This window comes from Pedobacter lithocola (assembly GCF_042650845.1).
Classification (GTDB): domain Bacteria; phylum Bacteroidota; class Bacteroidia; order Sphingobacteriales; family Sphingobacteriaceae; genus Pedobacter; species Pedobacter lithocola.
Window position 1 is genome coordinate 48395 of record NZ_JBHSBW010000003.1, and the last position, 17847, is coordinate 66241.

Annotated in this window: 19 protein-coding genes; 13 read left to right on the top strand and 6 right to left on the bottom strand. The window is 34.7% G+C overall.

Annotated elements, in window-relative coordinates; genetic code table 11:
• Positions 1 to 8: 8 nt before the first annotated feature.
• From ACFOWA_RS00995 to ACFOWA_RS01010, 4 genes are all read left to right on the top strand, one after another.
• On the top strand, positions 9 to 986 hold the full coding sequence (locus ACFOWA_RS00995) for an ankyrin repeat domain-containing protein (protein ID WP_378980941.1): 978 nt from the start codon (positions 9 to 11) through the stop codon (positions 984 to 986).
• Positions 987 to 1190: 204 nt separating this feature from the next.
• Entirely contained in the window at positions 1191 to 1718 is a 528-nt protein-coding gene (locus ACFOWA_RS01000) for a hypothetical protein (protein ID WP_378980943.1), read from the top strand.
• 47 nt (positions 1719 to 1765) lie between these two features.
• Positions 1766 to 2188, top strand: coding sequence for a hypothetical protein (locus ACFOWA_RS01005; protein WP_378980945.1), 423 nt, complete (start codon positions 1766 to 1768; stop codon positions 2186 to 2188).
• A gap of 607 nt (positions 2189 to 2795) precedes the next feature.
• Positions 2796 to 3218, top strand: coding sequence for a hypothetical protein (locus ACFOWA_RS01010; protein ID WP_378980947.1), 423 nt, complete (start codon positions 2796 to 2798; stop codon positions 3216 to 3218).
• Between the two features lie 185 nt (positions 3219 to 3403).
• Here the strand turns inward: ACFOWA_RS01010 and ACFOWA_RS01015 are convergent, their stop codons facing one another.
• Positions 3404 to 4240: an NAD(P)/FAD-dependent oxidoreductase gene (locus tag ACFOWA_RS01015; RefSeq protein ID WP_378980949.1), complete on the bottom strand. Its 837-nt coding sequence runs from the start codon at positions 4238 to 4240 to the stop codon at positions 3404 to 3406.
• 278 nt (positions 4241 to 4518) lie between these two features.
• On the opposite strand from ACFOWA_RS01015, the gene ACFOWA_RS01020 reads away from it, so the two are divergent.
• The 4 genes from ACFOWA_RS01020 (at position 4519) to ACFOWA_RS01035 (ending at position 8772) form a co-directional block, all read left to right on the top strand.
• Positions 4519 to 4896, top strand: a complete 378-nt coding sequence (locus ACFOWA_RS01020) for a Fur family transcriptional regulator (protein ID WP_378980950.1) — start codon at positions 4519 to 4521, stop codon at positions 4894 to 4896.
• A 515-nt stretch (positions 4897 to 5411) separates the two neighbouring features.
• Positions 5412 to 5813 carry a hypothetical protein gene (locus tag ACFOWA_RS01025; protein ID WP_378980952.1) on the top strand — a complete coding sequence of 134 codons (402 nt, stop codon included), beginning with the start codon at positions 5412 to 5414 and terminating at the stop codon, positions 5811 to 5813.
• A gap of 393 nt (positions 5814 to 6206) precedes the next feature.
• Entirely contained in the window at positions 6207 to 7787 is a 1581-nt protein-coding gene (locus ACFOWA_RS01030) for an ATP-binding protein (RefSeq protein WP_378980954.1), read from the top strand.
• A 472-nt stretch (positions 7788 to 8259) separates the two neighbouring features.
• Positions 8260 to 8772 (top strand): glycosyl-4,4'-diaponeurosporenoate acyltransferase CrtO family protein, encoded by a 513-nt coding sequence (locus ACFOWA_RS01035; RefSeq protein ID WP_378980956.1) that lies wholly within the window; start codon positions 8260 to 8262, stop codon positions 8770 to 8772.
• A 98-nt stretch (positions 8773 to 8870) separates the two neighbouring features.
• Here ACFOWA_RS01035 and ACFOWA_RS01040 read toward each other — a convergent pair whose 3' ends face one another.
• Positions 8871 to 9059 (bottom strand): hypothetical protein, encoded by a 189-nt coding sequence (locus tag ACFOWA_RS01040; RefSeq protein WP_378980958.1) that lies wholly within the window; start codon positions 9057 to 9059, stop codon positions 8871 to 8873.
• A gap of 175 nt (positions 9060 to 9234) precedes the next feature.
• On the opposite strand from ACFOWA_RS01040, the gene ACFOWA_RS01045 reads away from it, so the two are divergent.
• The 4 genes from ACFOWA_RS01045 (at position 9235) to ACFOWA_RS01060 (ending at position 12595) form a co-directional block, all read left to right on the top strand.
• Positions 9235 to 9429 (top strand): hypothetical protein, encoded by a 195-nt coding sequence (locus ACFOWA_RS01045; protein ID WP_378980960.1) that lies wholly within the window; start codon positions 9235 to 9237, stop codon positions 9427 to 9429.
• Positions 9430 to 10066: 637 nt separating this feature from the next.
• On the top strand, positions 10067 to 10456 hold the full coding sequence (locus ACFOWA_RS01050) for a RidA family protein (protein ID WP_378980962.1): 390 nt from the start codon (positions 10067 to 10069) through the stop codon (positions 10454 to 10456).
• 341 nt (positions 10457 to 10797) lie between these two features.
• Positions 10798 to 11562 (top strand): SDR family NAD(P)-dependent oxidoreductase, encoded by a 765-nt coding sequence (locus ACFOWA_RS01055; RefSeq protein WP_378980964.1) that lies wholly within the window; start codon positions 10798 to 10800, stop codon positions 11560 to 11562.
• Between the two features lie 289 nt (positions 11563 to 11851).
• Complete coding sequence (locus ACFOWA_RS01060) at positions 11852 to 12595, top strand: SDR family oxidoreductase (protein WP_378980966.1); 744 nt, start codon at positions 11852 to 11854, stop codon at positions 12593 to 12595.
• 1183 nt (positions 12596 to 13778) lie between these two features.
• Here ACFOWA_RS01060 and ACFOWA_RS01065 read toward each other — a convergent pair.
• The 3 genes from ACFOWA_RS01065 to ACFOWA_RS01075 form a co-directional block, all read right to left on the bottom strand.
• Positions 13779 to 13940, bottom strand: coding sequence for a hypothetical protein (locus ACFOWA_RS01065; RefSeq protein ID WP_378980968.1), 162 nt, complete (start codon positions 13938 to 13940; stop codon positions 13779 to 13781).
• Positions 13941 to 14163: 223 nt separating this feature from the next.
• Entirely contained in the window at positions 14164 to 14562 is a 399-nt protein-coding gene (locus ACFOWA_RS01070; protein WP_378980970.1) for a nuclear transport factor 2 family protein, read from the bottom strand.
• 479 nt (positions 14563 to 15041) lie between these two features.
• The gene (locus tag ACFOWA_RS01075) at positions 15042 to 15740 is read right to left on the bottom strand and encodes a hypothetical protein (RefSeq protein WP_378980972.1); all 699 of its coding nucleotides are present in this window, start codon (positions 15738 to 15740) and stop codon (positions 15042 to 15044) included.
• A gap of 382 nt (positions 15741 to 16122) precedes the next feature.
• Here ACFOWA_RS01075 and ACFOWA_RS01080 point away from each other — a divergent pair, with 382 nt between their 5' ends.
• On the top strand, positions 16123 to 16518 hold the full coding sequence (locus ACFOWA_RS01080) for a VOC family protein (protein ID WP_378980974.1): 396 nt from the start codon (positions 16123 to 16125) through the stop codon (positions 16516 to 16518).
• A gap of 327 nt (positions 16519 to 16845) precedes the next feature.
• Here ACFOWA_RS01080 and ACFOWA_RS01085 read toward each other — a convergent pair whose 3' ends face one another.
• Positions 16846 to 17289 carry a hypothetical protein gene (locus tag ACFOWA_RS01085; RefSeq protein ID WP_378980976.1) on the bottom strand — a complete coding sequence of 148 codons (444 nt, stop codon included), beginning with the start codon at positions 17287 to 17289 and terminating at the stop codon, positions 16846 to 16848.
• Positions 17290 to 17847 lie beyond the last annotated feature (558 nt).

Here is a 17847-nt window from a genome sequence, read left to right on the forward strand (position 1 = left end):
TAGGGAAAATGGATAACATGTTTTTAAATGCATGCAAAAATGCACAAAAAGGAATTGTTCAGGCCTTTTTAAAAAAGGGTGGCATTAACGTAGATAAGCGTGATAACTTAGGCAATAGCCCTATGTATTATGTGTGCAGCAAAGGAGCAAAGGATATTGCCAAACTGTTGATTGATGCCGGTGCTGACGTAAATTTGGCCAACAACTCTAGCGAAACGCCGCTACATATAGCTGCCCGTAGTGGAAGTAAAGAAATAATTAAGTTGCTCACAGATGCCGGGGCTGATGTGAATGCTGCCAATAACAGCGGACAAACACCTTTGTTTTATGCTGTTCTGGATGGAAAAACCGAAACTGCGCTATACCTTATTAGCCTAAATGCCGATTCTACCGTTAAAGATAACTCTGGTTATAATGTGTTGGATCATGCCACCGCCAACGGGATGCGTGACCTTGTTATTGCGATATCAAATGGTAGTGTTGCACAAAAAGACGATCATGGCAACACCCCATTGCACCAGGCTGTTTACAATAACCGGAGTGAAACGGTGCTCGCACTACTGAAAGCTGATATTACAAATGTGAATGAGTTGAATAATGACGGCGTTACTGCCTTGGTATTGGCGGTAAACAACTCCAATATTCATTTAGCAGAGCTGTTAATAAAAAGCGGTGCTAATGTGAATTTGCATCTTTTAAACGGAAATTCAGCCTTGCATTATGCTGCTGGTATTGGCAATCACCATATAGGAAAACTTTTACTTAATTCTGGCGCTGAAATAAATTCACGTAATAGTTTTAGCGAGACGCCACTACTTGTAGCGGCACAATGTGGTTTTAATGATTTTACTGCTTTGCTTATAGAAAAAGGTGCAGATGTAAATGCTGTTAATAATGAAAGCCGCAGCGCCATGGACTTTGTCAGTGAGCGTGGTTATACAGAAATATTAGAACAATTATTGTCCGCTGGTTCCGATGGAAAATAATCTGATGAATTATGCAATTTAATCTTTTAGTTATCTGTCAAATTGATAAACAATTTTGTTTTACCCGTATCTAAATTGTTAAGTTGATTAATATTCGAAAACCTAAAAAGTGAATTAACGTATTGGCAAACAAAATGATATATTGATTAACTTGCTATATTAAATTTTAACCATTAATGCCATTTAAAAAATCATCTGAAATTTATGAAAAATCTAATTTGTACGCTATCATCTTTCATGATAGTTTTTCTATTTACCCAGAAAAGTTTTGCTCAAGAAGAATCCCGGATTAAAATTAATTTAGCAGTAACTGCTAATGGAAAGCCAATTAATGTTCCCCTCAATAGTGTTTCAACTTCAGTGTCGAGGTACTATGATGATGTTATTACATCACCTGTAGGTACAAAAGGCAAAGACTCCACATCAACTAAAACTGAACTGCCATCCAGCGGATATAAAGCAGGTATTTTCTATTTAAACCTGGATGTAAAAAATTTACCGGATGAAGTGCTGAAGCTGATTGCAGCAAAAAAGAGTAGCTTTGATGGCACCATCACCATAACTGATACTTTTGGCAAGCTACCGTCTAAAACGATAAAATTTTTTAAAGCCTCTTTGTATAGCTTCTCAGATCAATATTCATCATCATACTACGGAGAGTCAATAGGAACTATTTCCATATCACTCAGTTGTACTTCTTTATCAATAAACGGTATCTTGATTGAGCAATAGTCAGTTTTCAATAATCGACAGAAATTTAGGTATCAAATACAGTGTCAATGAAATACATTTTGTTTTTAGTTTTTATTTTTATCTGCGGATTCGGAGCACAAGGACAACCAAAAACCATGCGGACGGGATGGCATTCATTTACCATACAATGGATTGAAATTGATAAAAAATCCCCTGGAAGAGTTTATATAAAAAAGATTGGTGCAGATGAATATAGTGTGGAAGGTGAACAAAGGGATTCGAAAACAAAAGACTACGTTACCATAAAAGGTACAATTCTATACCAGGAAAATGTATTAAAATTTAACGGGAAGATTGTGACTAAAATCAATTTTATCAATGCTGGTCAACCCTGCGAACTTAACGGATTGTCAATTTTTAAAGCTACTGGCGAGAGAAAATATTGGCGTTTACAACAAATGCTAAACTGCGATGGTAGTACGACAGACTATATCGATATCTTTTTTTAGCATGTTTGACTTTTGTCTCTAGATGACAATTTTGTTTTAGAGAATTGTTTAATGACTATCAGAATGCACCAAGGATGCCGGAAAATTGAAACAAACTGATGAAAATTTACTTGTTCATATGCAGCACTGGATTGTTTTTTGCGCTAATGGATCAATCACCACTTTTTCCCCCGGCTGTCAGTAGCCACTTATTATTTTGCTTCACATATAACAGTAGGGCAGTATGAACGCTACCTGGGATTTTCTCACCATTAGGTGTTTCAACGGCACTTACAAAACTCTTAAAGTGAACGATTGCAATAGTGGGGCTGATTATCTTTATGAAGACACCTTTATTGGTCATATTAGTCCTTTTAGACATGCATACATAAGAATTAATGGTAGAAACAAATCTCAATACACTTTTGGAATAACCCCATTCTATTGTGTTAAAAGGGCCAAATGATGATGACTGGATTTATTTGGCTTTCAAAAAGTTAAATAATTTGTCTCAAAAATCGAACTTATAAAATCATTATGAGTATCCAGGTCAGAAGCTTATTTTTTAATTAGATTTATAGAATAATAGATCCCTAACATCTTGTATGAACTTTTTTATAGAATAAGTATGGAGGTAAACTTTGCGATAAAAAACAATACAGCGGCTTTAAATTTTAAAGGCATACATATCGACCTTCATAATAATTTTAATTTTGTCGGTTTAGACTATCAATTGCCAATAAGAGAAATTCATTTAAAATGGGTAAAATCAATGGGTGACTGGGTTGGTCCGAATGAATTCTCTTCTTTAATCCTAATACATCGGAATGTTACTTTCTTTAAGGTTATTGAACAAGACGAAAATAGTACACCTGAAGATGATAGTTGTTTAGGTGAGATTACATTCTTCCCTTCCTCTGCAAGGGATTTTATTGATAGTTATCTTCCACAGGAAAATCCCAAAGAAAATGATGATATCAAATATTTTTTTGAGGGTGGTCTTCAAATAATAATTCATTGTAAACAGATCCATTTAGAAGCATACAAATAGAAAATACATAAGTATTTTCACTTTCTTTTTGAGTGATGTAGAGTTTTTGTTAACCTTTATGGAGACTTGAAATTAATCCTACTGGTCATATCTATAGAAGGGCTTAGAAAAAGATTTGTAAATAATCTAAGTTGCTTTTGTCTCAAAAAACGAACGTAATAAATAAGATCGTTTATCATAGTTCTTTAAAACTCTTCTTCGATTATTTCTCTATTTACAATACCTCCCGCAATTCCACCCATTGCAACAGCATAAGCAACAGCACGCAGCATACTTGTATTATCGCCACAAGCAAAAACCCCATGTACCGTTGTTTTCTGAAAGGGATCTATTTTTATAAGATTTTGTGCTGTAAGTTCACAGCCCAACTTGCTGGGTATATCGCAATGCTGATCAAACTGTGGCCTTGCATAAATAGCTTGAATATTTTGCTCTGTTTTATCTTTAAAAGCAACATTTTCAAGTCTGCCATTGCTATGGTTGAAATAATCTATTTCATCTTCAATAACTGTTATTTTGTGCTCTTGTAACTTTTTAGTTTGCTCTTCTGTTAATGATGATTTACCATTAGTAAATACAATTAAATCCTTTGTCCAATTGTTAATCAATTTTCCCATTTCAAAGGCCATATCCCCATTGGCGAGTATGCCAGTTTTTTCATTACTGTACTCAAAGCCATGGCAGTAAGGACAATGGATGACCGAAATCCCCCAACATTCCGGAAATCCTTTTATATCAGGCATAATATCTTTTACCCCCGTTGCGAAAATCAGTTTCTTTGCTGTAAATTTATTATTGGTTTGTGTTATTATCTCAAATCCATTTTGTGTTTTTACTCCATCGGTTGCTTGCCCACTGTAGAACTTTACGGTTTCATATTTTTCAACTTGCTGTCTGGCAAGCGTTGAGATTTCCTTCGGGCTTTTCCCATCTTGAGTTATAAAGTTATGTGAATGTGGAGTTTGAACATTGCATGGTTTGCCACTGTCAATAATCAATACATTTCTTAAAGCTCTTCCCAAAGCCAATCCTGCTGAAAGCCCTGCATAACTTCCCCCTATTATAATTACGTCAAATTTTTTACTGTCGGTCATTTTATTATATTTTTAAAATGCTGTTAATGGAAACGCAAAGGCAATGCTGTTATGGCTAAACTATTTTGCTGAATGAATTTGCGTCATGATGTCATTGATTCCTGCTGTTCGTCCAGCAAAGATATAATTAATTTTATTAATGCGACTTAATCGCGTTAAATTATTGCAAGTTTGTCGCATTAAATTATTTTGACTAATTTTACGGCATGATAAAACGAAGAAATACGGCAACTCAGGAAGCTGTTTTATCTGTTCTGGCAACCAAGAGAAGAGCGATGAGTCAGGATCTAATTGTTGAGCAACTGGGTATTGATGCTAACAGAGCTACTATTTACAGGATATTAAATCGTTTTTGCGAAGATAATATTGTTCATAGAATAGTCGCTGACGATGGAAAACAGTATTTTGCTGTTTACGTTAAATGTGATGAAACGGCTATACCGGAAGACCATTTTCATTTCCGATGCACTAAATGTGAAACTATTGAATGCCTTAACAGCCTAGTAACATTTTCAGTGCCGGATAAATATACTGTTCAACAAATGAACTGCATTTTAGTTGGTATTTGTAAAGATTGTTTATGAGTGAATGACTATCTCAGCAAAGAAAAGGCCCAGTGGATACGTGTTCTCCCTTATCCTTATTAATTCGAATTTAGGTGCAATGAGTCTTGCTATGAATAATGATTCTTAAAATTTAAAAGCTGATAGGCCAGCTATATTGCTGGCGAAGTATCCATTCAGCGAAAAGCACAATGCTGGATTATCTGTTTCAGTCTGTTTTACAAGTACGTTTTCATATATCAGTACTTAGAATATCAGTTCGCAGATTGCAATATGTTGATCATTGCTGAAAAAATGAGATTCGCAATTAAAGGCAGAACAGAGATTGATAAGGTAGGAAAACCATATCCAGTTATCTCAATGAAGCTAATTGTTCATTAAAATGAGGGAATAGTGAGAACTCAAATAAAGAAATATTAACCTCATCAGGTTGTGAAATTTTTCCTAACTTCATAAAGTCGCGAAAATAATTTGATTTAAATATAAGTTGCACACTTATATGAAATTAATCTCTCGAAATATTAAAATACGAACCCATGTATATAAGATCCATACTTTTTGTATTCATAGCAAGTATTTTTTTCGGGTGCAAAAATAAAGTTCCTTTCAAACCGGATTACGAAGTTGCTGAGGGCGTCATTATTGGCGTAGAAATCTGTAAAAACAATCAATCTGCTAATGCTTGGCTCGTACAATTCTCTGGTCCGAATGCCGGAGGGAAAAGCTACGGAGAGAAAATAGCCTATAATGGAGTTGTTTACAACAATGTGTTGAAAACATATCAGTTACCTGATTCATCGAAAGTTTCGGGAAAACGTTTTTTCTTTGAATTTTATCTAGATGGAAAATCAAACCAGCAAATATGTGATATAACAAACCCAATAACTTTCAATATTGAGGAGATACGTATCATAAATATTCTTACATCACGAAACTAGTATGGCAAATCACCTAGCATCAACATGTTTCATCATAAGATGATCTTTACTGATTTTTGCAACGTTTTTTTTTCAGTACCGAACTTTTATTCGTTGCTTATGTGTTACGGTTTACCTCATTATTAACGTCAAATTTTAATCCAATTATAAGTTTTAAATGTTTGACATAGCGACCTTTGTTAAACTGTCTCAAAAAACGAAGGAAATACAAACATATAGAATATCTTATTCTTGAAGATTCAAGCATATCACTTTCCGTTCATTATTTGTTAGCAAGCATAAGCTAGCCTATGTTCGGCCATTTTTAGTATAACAGGGAATTTTTAATAACAATTCTGATTTTTTTTGGCTAAGTTGTTTTTTTTATCTTTACCCACACAATAATCTTTCAAAATGGTCTCTGACATAAGAACCGAGTCGCTGAAAATTCTTGAAACTATTCCAAATAGCTACCTGATAGTTTCAGCGTCATTGCATATAATAACAGCGAGCAACAAGTTTTTGGAAGCTACCGCAACTACTAGAGAGTTTCTCAAGGGTAAACATATTTTTGAAGCGTTTCCGGACAATCCCGATTTGCCTGATGTCGATGGAATGAAAAATATCAATTCTTCCCTTCAGGAGGTACTTCGAACAAAGGAGCCACATTACATGAACATCCAAAGGTATGACGTGCCTGACCTCCAATATCCTGGCAAATTCATTACTAGATATTGGGAGCCGAGCCATACACCCGTATTAAATGCTGCCGGGGAGATTGATTATATTATTCAACATGCTAATAATATTACGGACAAGGTTTTACGCCTTTCAGAACTTGCAGAGAGCAGAAAGCTAGAACTGAATGCACTTAAAAAAATTGAACTCCTGAATCTTGAACTTGATGTCTTGAGGATATCCGAGCTTGAACACTTTAAGAACGAGAAGCATTTCAGAAGGTTGATGGATCTGGTACCTGCGAAGATTAGTAATGCTTTGCCAAGTGGTGAAGTTACCTACTTCAACAAGCACTGGCTCGAATATAGTGGAATGAGTTTCGAGAATTTAATAGATTATGGCTACCAAAAGATGATGCATCAAGATGAGGTAGAACCTTTTACAACTGGGCTCGCTGAGGCAGCAAAGTCTGGCATTCCCTTTGAATCTGAAATGCGTTTTAAAGATTTGTCAGGGAAATATCGCTGGCACCTAAACATTGCAGCTCCCGTTTTGAATGATGAGGGGAAGATGATCATGTGGGTGGGATCCACAACCGACATACAAAAATTCAAAGATGAAGAGCAAACGAAGAATGACTTTATAGGAATGGTAAGTCATGAACTTAAAACTCCACTAACATCTTTAAAGGCTTATCTTCAGCTTGCAGTGCTCAAAGCAAGAGACACAACTGGTGACCAGATTACAAAAAATGCCTTGGAGAAATCTCTTATTCAGATCAGCAAGACGACAAATATGGTCAATGGATTTATGAGCATGTCAAGGCTGGAGAATTCTAAAATCATAATAGAACCAAGCGCTTTTGTAGTTTCACAACTCATGGGCGAAATAGAAGAAGATTTCAAAAATACCACTAGTAGCCACCCTTTAATAATTAAAAACAGCGATGTCGAGAAAATGATAACAGCTGACAAGAACAGAGTTGAGCAGGTACTTAAAAACCTTATTGGGAATGCTGTAAAATATTCACCTAGGGGAGCTGCTATTGAATGTAGTTATTTCTACACCGAAAATGAAATTACTTTTTTGGTAAAAGACAGTGGAGACGGCATAGCCATAGAAGATCAAGGAAAGATCTTCGAACGTTATTATAGAATAGAAAACAACATCAGCAAAACAACAGCTGGTTTTGGCATTGGGCTTTATTTTTGTTCAGAGGTTATAAAACGTCATAAAGGCAGGATCTGGGTAGAAAGCAATTTAGGAAACGGATCAACCTTTTGTTTTACCATTCCAATAAACATCACATTAGTATAGAATATTATAAATATTTATTATTTCAAAAACAAACTAAATTTATTGCTAATGAAGTAATGACAGCAATTCTTTCCTACTCCTTTCTTTCATCTGCAAGGTCCCCATATCCAATACACAAAATGGCAAAACTGTGTTAAAGACGAATATTTTGCTAAATTCAGCCCCGAATAGCATTGCTACCATATTGTATTTTATTTTACTAAAAAACTGCCTAACTTACCATAAACAAACAGCAAACTGTCTCAAAAAACGAAAGTGTTCCTATCCTACTGTATATGCTTCTTTCAGCTGTGAGTTATGTATACCAATTACAGCATATAGAAAAATGGCTCAATAAAATAATACAAAGATTTCTCAGCCTAGGTGCCCTTTACAGTTAATAAAGAAACTTCTTTTATAAATAATATTTTATTTTAAAATGCAGGTAAATCCTTTATTTTTACATACTTAATTTCGCTCAAACCTTCGAAAAATGATCAAATACCTTACATTCAGTGTTGCCATTTCAGTTATTTCTTGGATTGTGGGTATGGTAATAAACGCTGTACTCATCAAGACTGAATTCTACAAAAAAAACCTGACAAAGTTAAATTTTATCCCAAATGACAATCTAAACAGGTACATTGGGATTGAACTTTTCAAATGGATCACCATACATTCCTTTTTCAGATATTTTAACCCAAAGTTATCGGTTAAAAGAAAGATTAGGCCATCAGAATTACCCGAGCTGCGCAATGAAATGACCATCGCCGAAATCAGCCATTTGATAGCTTTCTTCTTTGTGAATGTTTTTGTTTTGATAAAACTTATAGGGGGATTCTATTCATTTGCAATTGTCATCCTTCTTGTGAACATAGTGATGAACCTATACCCTACCTTGCTACAACAGCAAAACAAAAGGAGAATCGATAGATATGGCACTATGCTGGCAGCAAGAGAAGCGTACCGCATCCTTACACTTTCTTCAGTGAGGACTACGGCGTAATAGCTTATTTAATGTCCCATTGGTTCAGCTTACGTGCGTCGACTAGTTAAATAAGAAGTAGTAAGACACTATTTGGTAATTTAGATTAATTATCTAGTTTATTTCCGTTTGACAACCAATACAATACCTTTTCCATCGAATAATTGAAAATAATATTCAACAGTGGTTTCGGTTTTAAAAACATTTATTTGCTCAATAATGCCTTTTGAACCACTTTTATGTTCGATATAATCACCAACTTGAAGGGAATTTAACATAATTGTTGTTACATCATTATTAAGTACCATAACTTCAAAGCTTAAATTAAAGGATGATTAGATATAGAAGCTATACATACGAATTAGTAGTAAAAACAGATTTAATACACTTTTGGAATACCCCCGACCTATTCTGAGAAAAGGGTGGCATAATGATAACTGGATTTTATTTAACTTCCAAAAATTAAATATATCGTCTCAAAAAATGAACCGTAATCGTATACTGGAGATTATCCTTGGTGCCGCTTTGGTTGCTGCGACAACTGCTAAACACTATGGATGGATAAACCGGGCCATACCCGAAGCGCAAATCGATGCGTATGTAGAGGTGCTTGCCAAACAAATTAGTACATTTTCGAAAGGTGTTATTGAAGCTACAAAATCTGTATTGACAGTTTAAGAAGTTCTAAGTAGCTTCAAAGCAGAGCATGATGCTTGGGCTAAGCTTGCCTTCCAGCCCAGAACATCTGCGATCATGAAAGCAAGTATGCAAAATGGCGCATATACAATTGAAGGCAAAATGAATGCAGAATCCTTTTTTAGAAATCTTTTCTCTTAAATTGTTTGCACTAAGTTTCGAGTCATTGTTGCTGTTTTTAGTTAGTGGCATTCAAGATAGTGAACGTTTCCGTTATCCCGATGCATTAAGGCAGTGTTCATTTGCCAATCCTCCCTATGCATTTCTGAATGATCTTCTGCACAAGGGTGGCTTTAGGAGGCATATTTACTGAGAAAGTTACCAAATCGCACAGCAGATATTAATCAATAATAAATCATGCTCCTTGTTTAGCTATCAGCAGATTCTTTTTATCTGAGACCCTCACAACTGGAAATGTTGTAAATAATGTTATCAAAAAAAATGGCTCCCGACCGTAGTAGTTTCAAATCAAAATTCAACAAAAAATAATCATCCGATGGGAAATCTCTATAATAATTTTATTCCATGATATGATTTAAGACTTGTGATCGAGGTCACAAATTTAATTATTATTGGTAAGTAAATTTGTTATCATTTATACAAATAAACATCAAAAAAAATGGAAAAAAAAATTATAAACCCTTGGCAGTGGCAAAATGAGCGCCATTATGTACAAGCAGTTGAGGTTACAAAATTTCAAGGTATATTATACTGCTCGGGACAGGCAGCGATATTCCCAGACGGATCATCCAGTTCCGCAGATATGAAAACTCAATTTCTGATGGCTATTGAAAATCTTGAAAAGGTTATCCTTGAAGCTGGATACGAGACGAAGAACATCGCAAGACTTACGATTTACACTACCGCTCATGATGAATTTTTCGCTAATCTAGATATTCTTGGCCAGTGGGTCGACAAAAATGGTATTCAGGCAGCAGTTTCAGCTATTGAAGTAAAGAGTCTAACTGAGACCTTGAAAATTGAGCTTGAAGCAACCGTAGTAAAATAATTTCAACTATAATTTTAATACAGGTATAAGGTGCTTGAACCGATAAAATATGACAAAATAACTCCATGTTTAGAGATCGATCCAGTTTAACACTTTGGCCGAGTTAATACACACAGTTTTTTTATTTTCAAAATTAAGGATTTCTATACTCTAATTTGAGATTCCTAAAACAAATAAACTGCTTTGCCCAAGGTTATGGTTGTTCTTTAAATTATAGGTTGGCACTAAAATTATTAAATATTTTATTTTAAGGATACTGATATTCGCTAATAGGTGTTTGAATTGACCTAACAGAATATTGGTTGAACTTATACCTATATACATTAATCTAACATTACAATATGAAAAACAGGATTATAACAGATGAGTTGGAAGGTAAGGTAGCAGTTATTACTGGAGCAGCTAGTGGAATAGGCAGGGCGACGGCCGCCATGTTTCACTCACGTGGAGCAAAGGTTATTGCCGAAGATTACAATGCGGCTATTAAGGATATGGAGATTGAATTTCCAGGAATGATAACTTTTGTTGGAGATGTTAGCCAAGAAGAAACGGCCAAGGCGGTGGTCAGTCTTGCCATTGAACATTTTGGACGTCTGGATATTTTGGTAAATAATGCAGGACGTATTATCAACAAACTCATTGTAGATACCACACTGGAAGATTGGAATCTTATTCTTGCTACAAACGTGACAGGAGCATTTCTCCATTCAAAGGAAGCACTTAAGGCTATGATTCCAAATAAAAGCGGTGCTATAATAAATATTGGTTCATACGCCTGCTATTTTAGTTTCCCAACCATAGCAGCATACAGTGCATCAAAAGGCGCATTAGCGCAATTAACAAAAACAGCGGCTTTAGAAGGTATTGAACATGGAATTCGAGTAAATGCTATTGGCGTGGGTGATGTTGTGACAAATATTATCAATGAGCACCAAGCAGATGGCCGCGACTTTCTGGCCGAGCATGGAAAAATTGCACCAATCAAAAGGGCCGCCGAGCCTGAAGAAATTGCTGAGATAATAAGTTTTCTTGCATCTGAAAGGGCTAGCTTTATTGTAGGGTCAGTAGTAATGGCTGATGGAGGAATAAGCACCGTTATACAATAGTAACCGATAACTTCAGCAAATGAAGATTGAGTAAGCAAATCCGAATATTAAAGAGTTTAATATGCATAAGTTTAGATTGGCATCACACCTCTCTTTTAGCAAGCGAATATGAACTCCTGGTATATTAAACGCTTTTCTTATTATCAGGATAAGTGTGATAATTATTATCATTTAAGGAATATCCACCAAAAGAAAATTGTCATAAGCGTAATTTCTAAAATAGAAGGGAAAGCTTTAGAAATTGAAAAATTACTTAATCAGCTAAAAAGCGTAATAAAAATAAAAAAATATGAATTTTAAAAATAAAAATGTTTTGATTACTGGCGGGACAACCGGTATAGGATTAGCTACAGCAAAAGCATTTATAGACTCGGGGGCAAATGTTTGGATAACAGGTAGAAGTGACCATAATTTGGAACAAGCTGCTGCAGAAATTAATAATCCTAACTTAATAACTATACTATCGGATACTTCCAAAATTGAAGATATTTCGATATTAGTAACGAAAATATTGGAAACAGCGCCTCAATTGGATGTGGTGCTACTTAATGCAGGCATTGCGATGTTTGAAAATATTGAGGAGGTAACTGAAAAAAGTTTTGATGCTCAATTTAACACAAATATAAAAGGTCATTTTTTTATGTTGCAGAAATTACTTCCACTCTTAGCCAATGGAGCATCAGTCATTTTTACCTCATCAACAGTTGCTACTGCTGCAAACATAAGTTCCAGCGTTTATTCAGCAACAAAGGGTGCATTGAATAAAATTGCTCAAGTTGCAGCCAATGAATTAGCAGATAGAAATATCCGTGTCAATATGGTAAGTCCTGGACCTATTGCTACTGAAGGGTTTAAGAGTGTGATGTCTATCGAGAAACAGGAGTTCTTAGCGGGTTTAACAGCCCTCCACCGGGTTGGTGAACCTTCCGAAATAGCAAAGACAGTGTTATTTTTGGCTTCCGATGCGGCATCATATATCACAGGGACAGAAATTGTTGTTGATGGTGGATATCTTAATTATGCCATGAGATAGTGTAATTGGATTTAAGTAACATTTAATATTGAAAGTCCCTAACGGGGCTTTTAATATTGATTTAATTTAAGATGTCAGTATTAAATATCAGACGCAGTTAATTTTGCTAGTGGCTTTATATTACTTAGGCAATAGATTACAAGAGCACCGCTGCATGAAGTTTCCCATGTGATAATGCTTAACAACATATCAAGGCTCTAGTCTGCTCAGCGCTTACCTAGAAACACCAAAATAGGCAGCGATAAGTGCATTTGGAACTCTTTATTTTAAAAATGGAATTGAATTTGAAACTGCTCAAACCTTTCTTTTAAGTTGGCGGTCATTCCTGAAATGATACATTATTATGCGTTAATAAAGTCAAAATTAGCTTTTTAAAGAAAAAGGTATTCCATTTTTTGCATGGACGAACAGATAGCATTATATCCAGCGAGGCTCAGACATAATACATTGTATCTTCCAGACATTCGAGGGACATTGTCGCATTTTTCAAGTACAACAGGCATTAAAATCACCTCTCACGGATCTTCGGCAGCAAAAGAAATGATATGCTGTTTTCCTTCTGCGATAGTATAAACTAATTTCAGCATTCTGGACAAAATATAGTAGTAGTAGGTATTTAACAGGTTCGCCAGCCCGGAGAAGATATTCTTTTATTTTAAACGACTTTTGCACGAAATATGGAAGAACAAAATCGAACTCTGCATCGATCAAAGGTGAAATCTGATCAATATTCTTTAAGTTTTTTTTTCATAAAATAGCATTGCAAAGTATATTAAAAACAATAAACAAATGTTACGCGAATTGACAATTCGAAAAGGATTTGCCTTGGCGGGTTTTGGCATTATTTTTCCTAAATAATCACATAATTCGAACCATAACTAGTTGAGATATACTTTTTTAATCACAATCTTTTACACAAGCACATAAATCACCCTTATCAATTAGATGTTCCATTATTTCTTAATCCATATTACAAAGAGGGATATTAAACTAATAGAAATCAGCTTTGGAAATTATTTGCCACCTTTAAATCTTCGAAGTTTTGTTCGACTTTAGAAAGGCATTCCCTCAGGATAGGTTATAAATTCTACTGAAGTGCCCCCACGGGGGAAACTCCGTAGCAGAATAATTTTTTTTTCCTGCCTCTAAAGAAAACAATAGAGGCGTGGGTTCTTATAAAATCTTACCCCCCGGCGCTTGAAAACTTCTCAAGCGATGTTTTAATATCATTGGTATAAATTGCGAAATGTTGTAGGCCAAGATCAATTGATCTGACCGCTTCTTTTTGACCATCAACATGAAATTCGAACAATTCTATATCAGGGCCATTGCCTATTTCTATCATCCGGCAGTCGTAAAAATTCGTTTCTGGGGAAAGGTTTAATTGCTTTCATCTCCATTAAACGTTAGAGGCAGGTTGTTCTTACTATAAGATTCATAGATAATTTATGCATAAAATGCGAGTTGAAGAAAATTGCTGGCAGAATCCATGTCCGGCACACTCATGCCGATATGGTCAATTCAAACAATTTCATCTTTTCTCATCCCTGGCACCTTGCCCCCTTCCATCATTGATGAACTTTTGGAGATTGCAACATGTCAATCGATTCCCTAAAGAATAAGATTTCACCTTTTTCTGCAACAATCCTCGCTACAAAGGTTTGACTATACTTGTTTCCCGTGCCAGCTATTGTACAACTCATTGCATATTCCGCGAAAATTCTATCTGGGGTTTCGATGTGTATCTGCACATTCTCGAAATAGATATTTTTAAACGCATTAGGGATATTCCGAAGTAGCGAATAGATATTCTCTATCCCTCTCCAATTCCATGGCCTATCTTCACTTTTTAAATAAGGTAACTCTACTATGGCATCCAAAGAAAAGAGTTCAATAGCTCTATTTGGATCATTTATATTTTCTAGATAACTCAGTAATAACTCTTTTGCGGTCTTATACTTTTTCATTTTTTTATACTGTTTAAGCTTAATTGCGGAGCGATATAATTGAGGCGCTTAGCCAATTCAAAGAAAATTTGTTCTTCAGGCCTGTAATTAGAATCAGCGTTTCAACAACCAGATACGACACCCATACTCTAATCATCGTTTTTTTTAGATTACATTTTATTTAGATTAACATATTACTATGTTATACACTATCCCGAACAATTGTGACAACAAGAACATAATATTTCTACTTTTGGATTCTGGCTATACAAAAAGAGACTATTTCTGACCAATACAAAGTTTAAATTATTTGTTATAATCATAATTTATTAATGACTGTTAGGAAAAGGCAACATTCATCGCACTCGTACTGATAAACTCCCATTTCGATGTTTATTCTTTTGATGATAAGGCCTGTTAAAACAGTACTTGGAGACAAATCGATACGGTGATGCGAATGAAGATATACAACATTAATTTCGATATAAATTATTCTAAAACTAATATCGCACGCTTGCTTTGATTTTAGTATAAAATACCTTCGTCGTATATTCATAAGCTGAGTCCGTACCTATTATGATCCAGGCTTCTCCGTTAGAATCTGAAACTCCTCGAAATTCTCCCGATTTATTCAGGAGCTTGTAAACAGCTTCATCGGTCCCATTCGCAATATGATCAATATAGAAAATATCTTTTCCGAAATAGCTTTGGCTGTCTTTATCAAGATTAAGCCTATAATCCCCATGTTCGTCAATCACTTTTGCCGGTTCTATTGCTGTAACGCCTGCTTTGATATATACATTTTCACCCTCGGCGCCTCCAACACCTGCAGTATTACTACGAGCATTGCTAGCTAGTTCAATGTCTAGCTTTACGGTAAAAGTGTAATTAGGTCTAAGTCCCTTGACTTTTTTTTTAATAAACATATACAAATCATCACTATGGTTTATTCCCGACAGCATATATCCCTTTTTTAAGGTGTCCAGAGGACTAGGAAGACTTAAAACACTACTTTTTATTTCCCATGCTTCTTCTTTACCTATCGGATAATCTACGAAATCGACTGTCCAGCCATTCGTTCCATCATTGAAATTATCATTGGCAATTACAAGACTTAAGTCCGAATCATTATCGGACTTCTTACATCCACCAAATGCAAAAATGGTAAGGATGATTAAAATTAATTTAAAGTTTTTCATAGTAATAATATATTTTTTGCAATTAAATGAATTCCTGTAACCTGTAAATGAATAAATCGTTGAGATGGATCTATTGCTATGTGAAACGTTCAAAATCAATTGTGAGTTGCCATACATTCGCTGTCATACAAAGGCCACAAAGCTGTTGAACTTTAAATTAAACGCCTTTACGGGAATTTGAAAATTATCAACCAAAGTGGAATAATGATAACTGGTTTGATTTGGCTTTCAAAAAAAAATATATTCTCTCAAAAAGTACGGTTCTCAACCTACATTTCTTGTTGGTGTAAAATTAAAAGCATATGCAAGCAAAACGAATACCGTTATTAAAATATAAAATGCTAGCTTTAATATTGGAAAAGATAACCAAAAAACTAATTTTATGTTAGGAAATTCAAAAGCATTTGCTAGTTATTCTGTTGATGATGCAGAAAAAGCTAAACACTTCTACACAGAGGTATTGGGCCTGAAAGTAATTCAGGATAATGATATGGGGGGAATACTTACCATAAAGATAAAAGAAGGCATCTCAGTCTTAATTTATCCAAAAACTAACCACACCCCTTCTACTTATACCGTTTTGAACTTCCCTGTAGATAACATAGTGGACACCGTTTCTCAATTAAAGGCATCTGGTGCAAAGTTTAATCGCTACGATGAAAAAGATTTAAAAACAGATGAAAATGATATATCTAGAGGGAATGGCGGACCTAGTATAGCCTGGTTTACCGATCCAGCGGGGAATATCTTGTCAATTATTGAAGTCAACTTTGAATAAAATAGAATATCTTAAAATTTACTCTTGCAGGAGGCGATCAGTTATTTATTTTTTGTTCAAAAAGAATATACTAGATAACCAAAATATTCATTCCCTACCGTATATTTTTCCTTTCAGATATAAGTTTATTGCCCAATTACAGTAACAAAATAAAACATTCAAAAAACGAAAGTATTCAACCCTACAACCATATAGTATTCTTAGAAAACCTTATTTTTTTTAAAGTGGTATCATTATTCATATCTCATTGCAATAGCAGGTTGATTCAGCATACGATAAATTCACTAAGCATCTGCTTCAATTAAAATTTATTTCAAAGGTTTTATCCTACTTATTTGTAATTTGTTGTCTTGCAACTGTAATCACTCCAAATACGGTAAAGGGAAATAATAAAAGCCAAGCGTAATCATCAATAGGGCAATTATACACTCGGACATAGTTGACTGCATTCCCATTGGTAAAGCCTATACCATTGGTTGTAAAACAAAGTGAATTCCCAAACGATGTAATACGGGGAGTTAGCTCGCCTGTTTTCACATATTGAGTGCTCGGAGTATAGGGAGTAGAATTACATTCTGTCGCTACATTGCTAAATACTATATAGTTAGAACCGTTAGTAAATGGTTCACTATTGCTTGGGCAGAGTGTACAACGTGTTGTTTTAGTAATATACACCCTACTAAACGGTCCGGTACCAACTTGACATCCATCTGCTGCAAAAACTAAGGTATTTAAGCATAACAATGCCAATAACAAAATTCCGATTTTCATATATTTCGATAGGTATATCTTTGATAAAGATACATCCTGAAATTTAGAATGACAAGAAATATAATTATTTATACTACATAAGTGTATTATTAAAAACGTATTGAATTTTCAGTTGGTAAGGCTTAAGTGTTAAACGTTCATAAAAAATTATTAACACTAATTTATTTAGCTAATAATATTTAATTGTTTGAAAAATCGAACGAATTCAGCAAAATAAATAATTCACGTTACCTAAAGTGATACAAAAACATTGCTCAAACGACTAATTTAATTATTTGGAATTTTTCAACCCAGAACTTGCATTTCTTCATCAAGAGATTAGATTTGAGTAGCAGATTTATTTCGGCTAATAGAGGAGTGTAATTAAAATTATTCCAATAATTTTAACTACACTTTGAGCGATTGTATGAATTGCAACAAAAATAAAATCCAAAATTTAAGGATGTTTTGATATAACGTCTATCCTCTTCAGCAGCAGTTGACATAAATGGAATCAGAAATAGCAATAGTTAAAAAAGAGTTTGATACCCCGTACAAACCATTCCATCTTAGTAACCA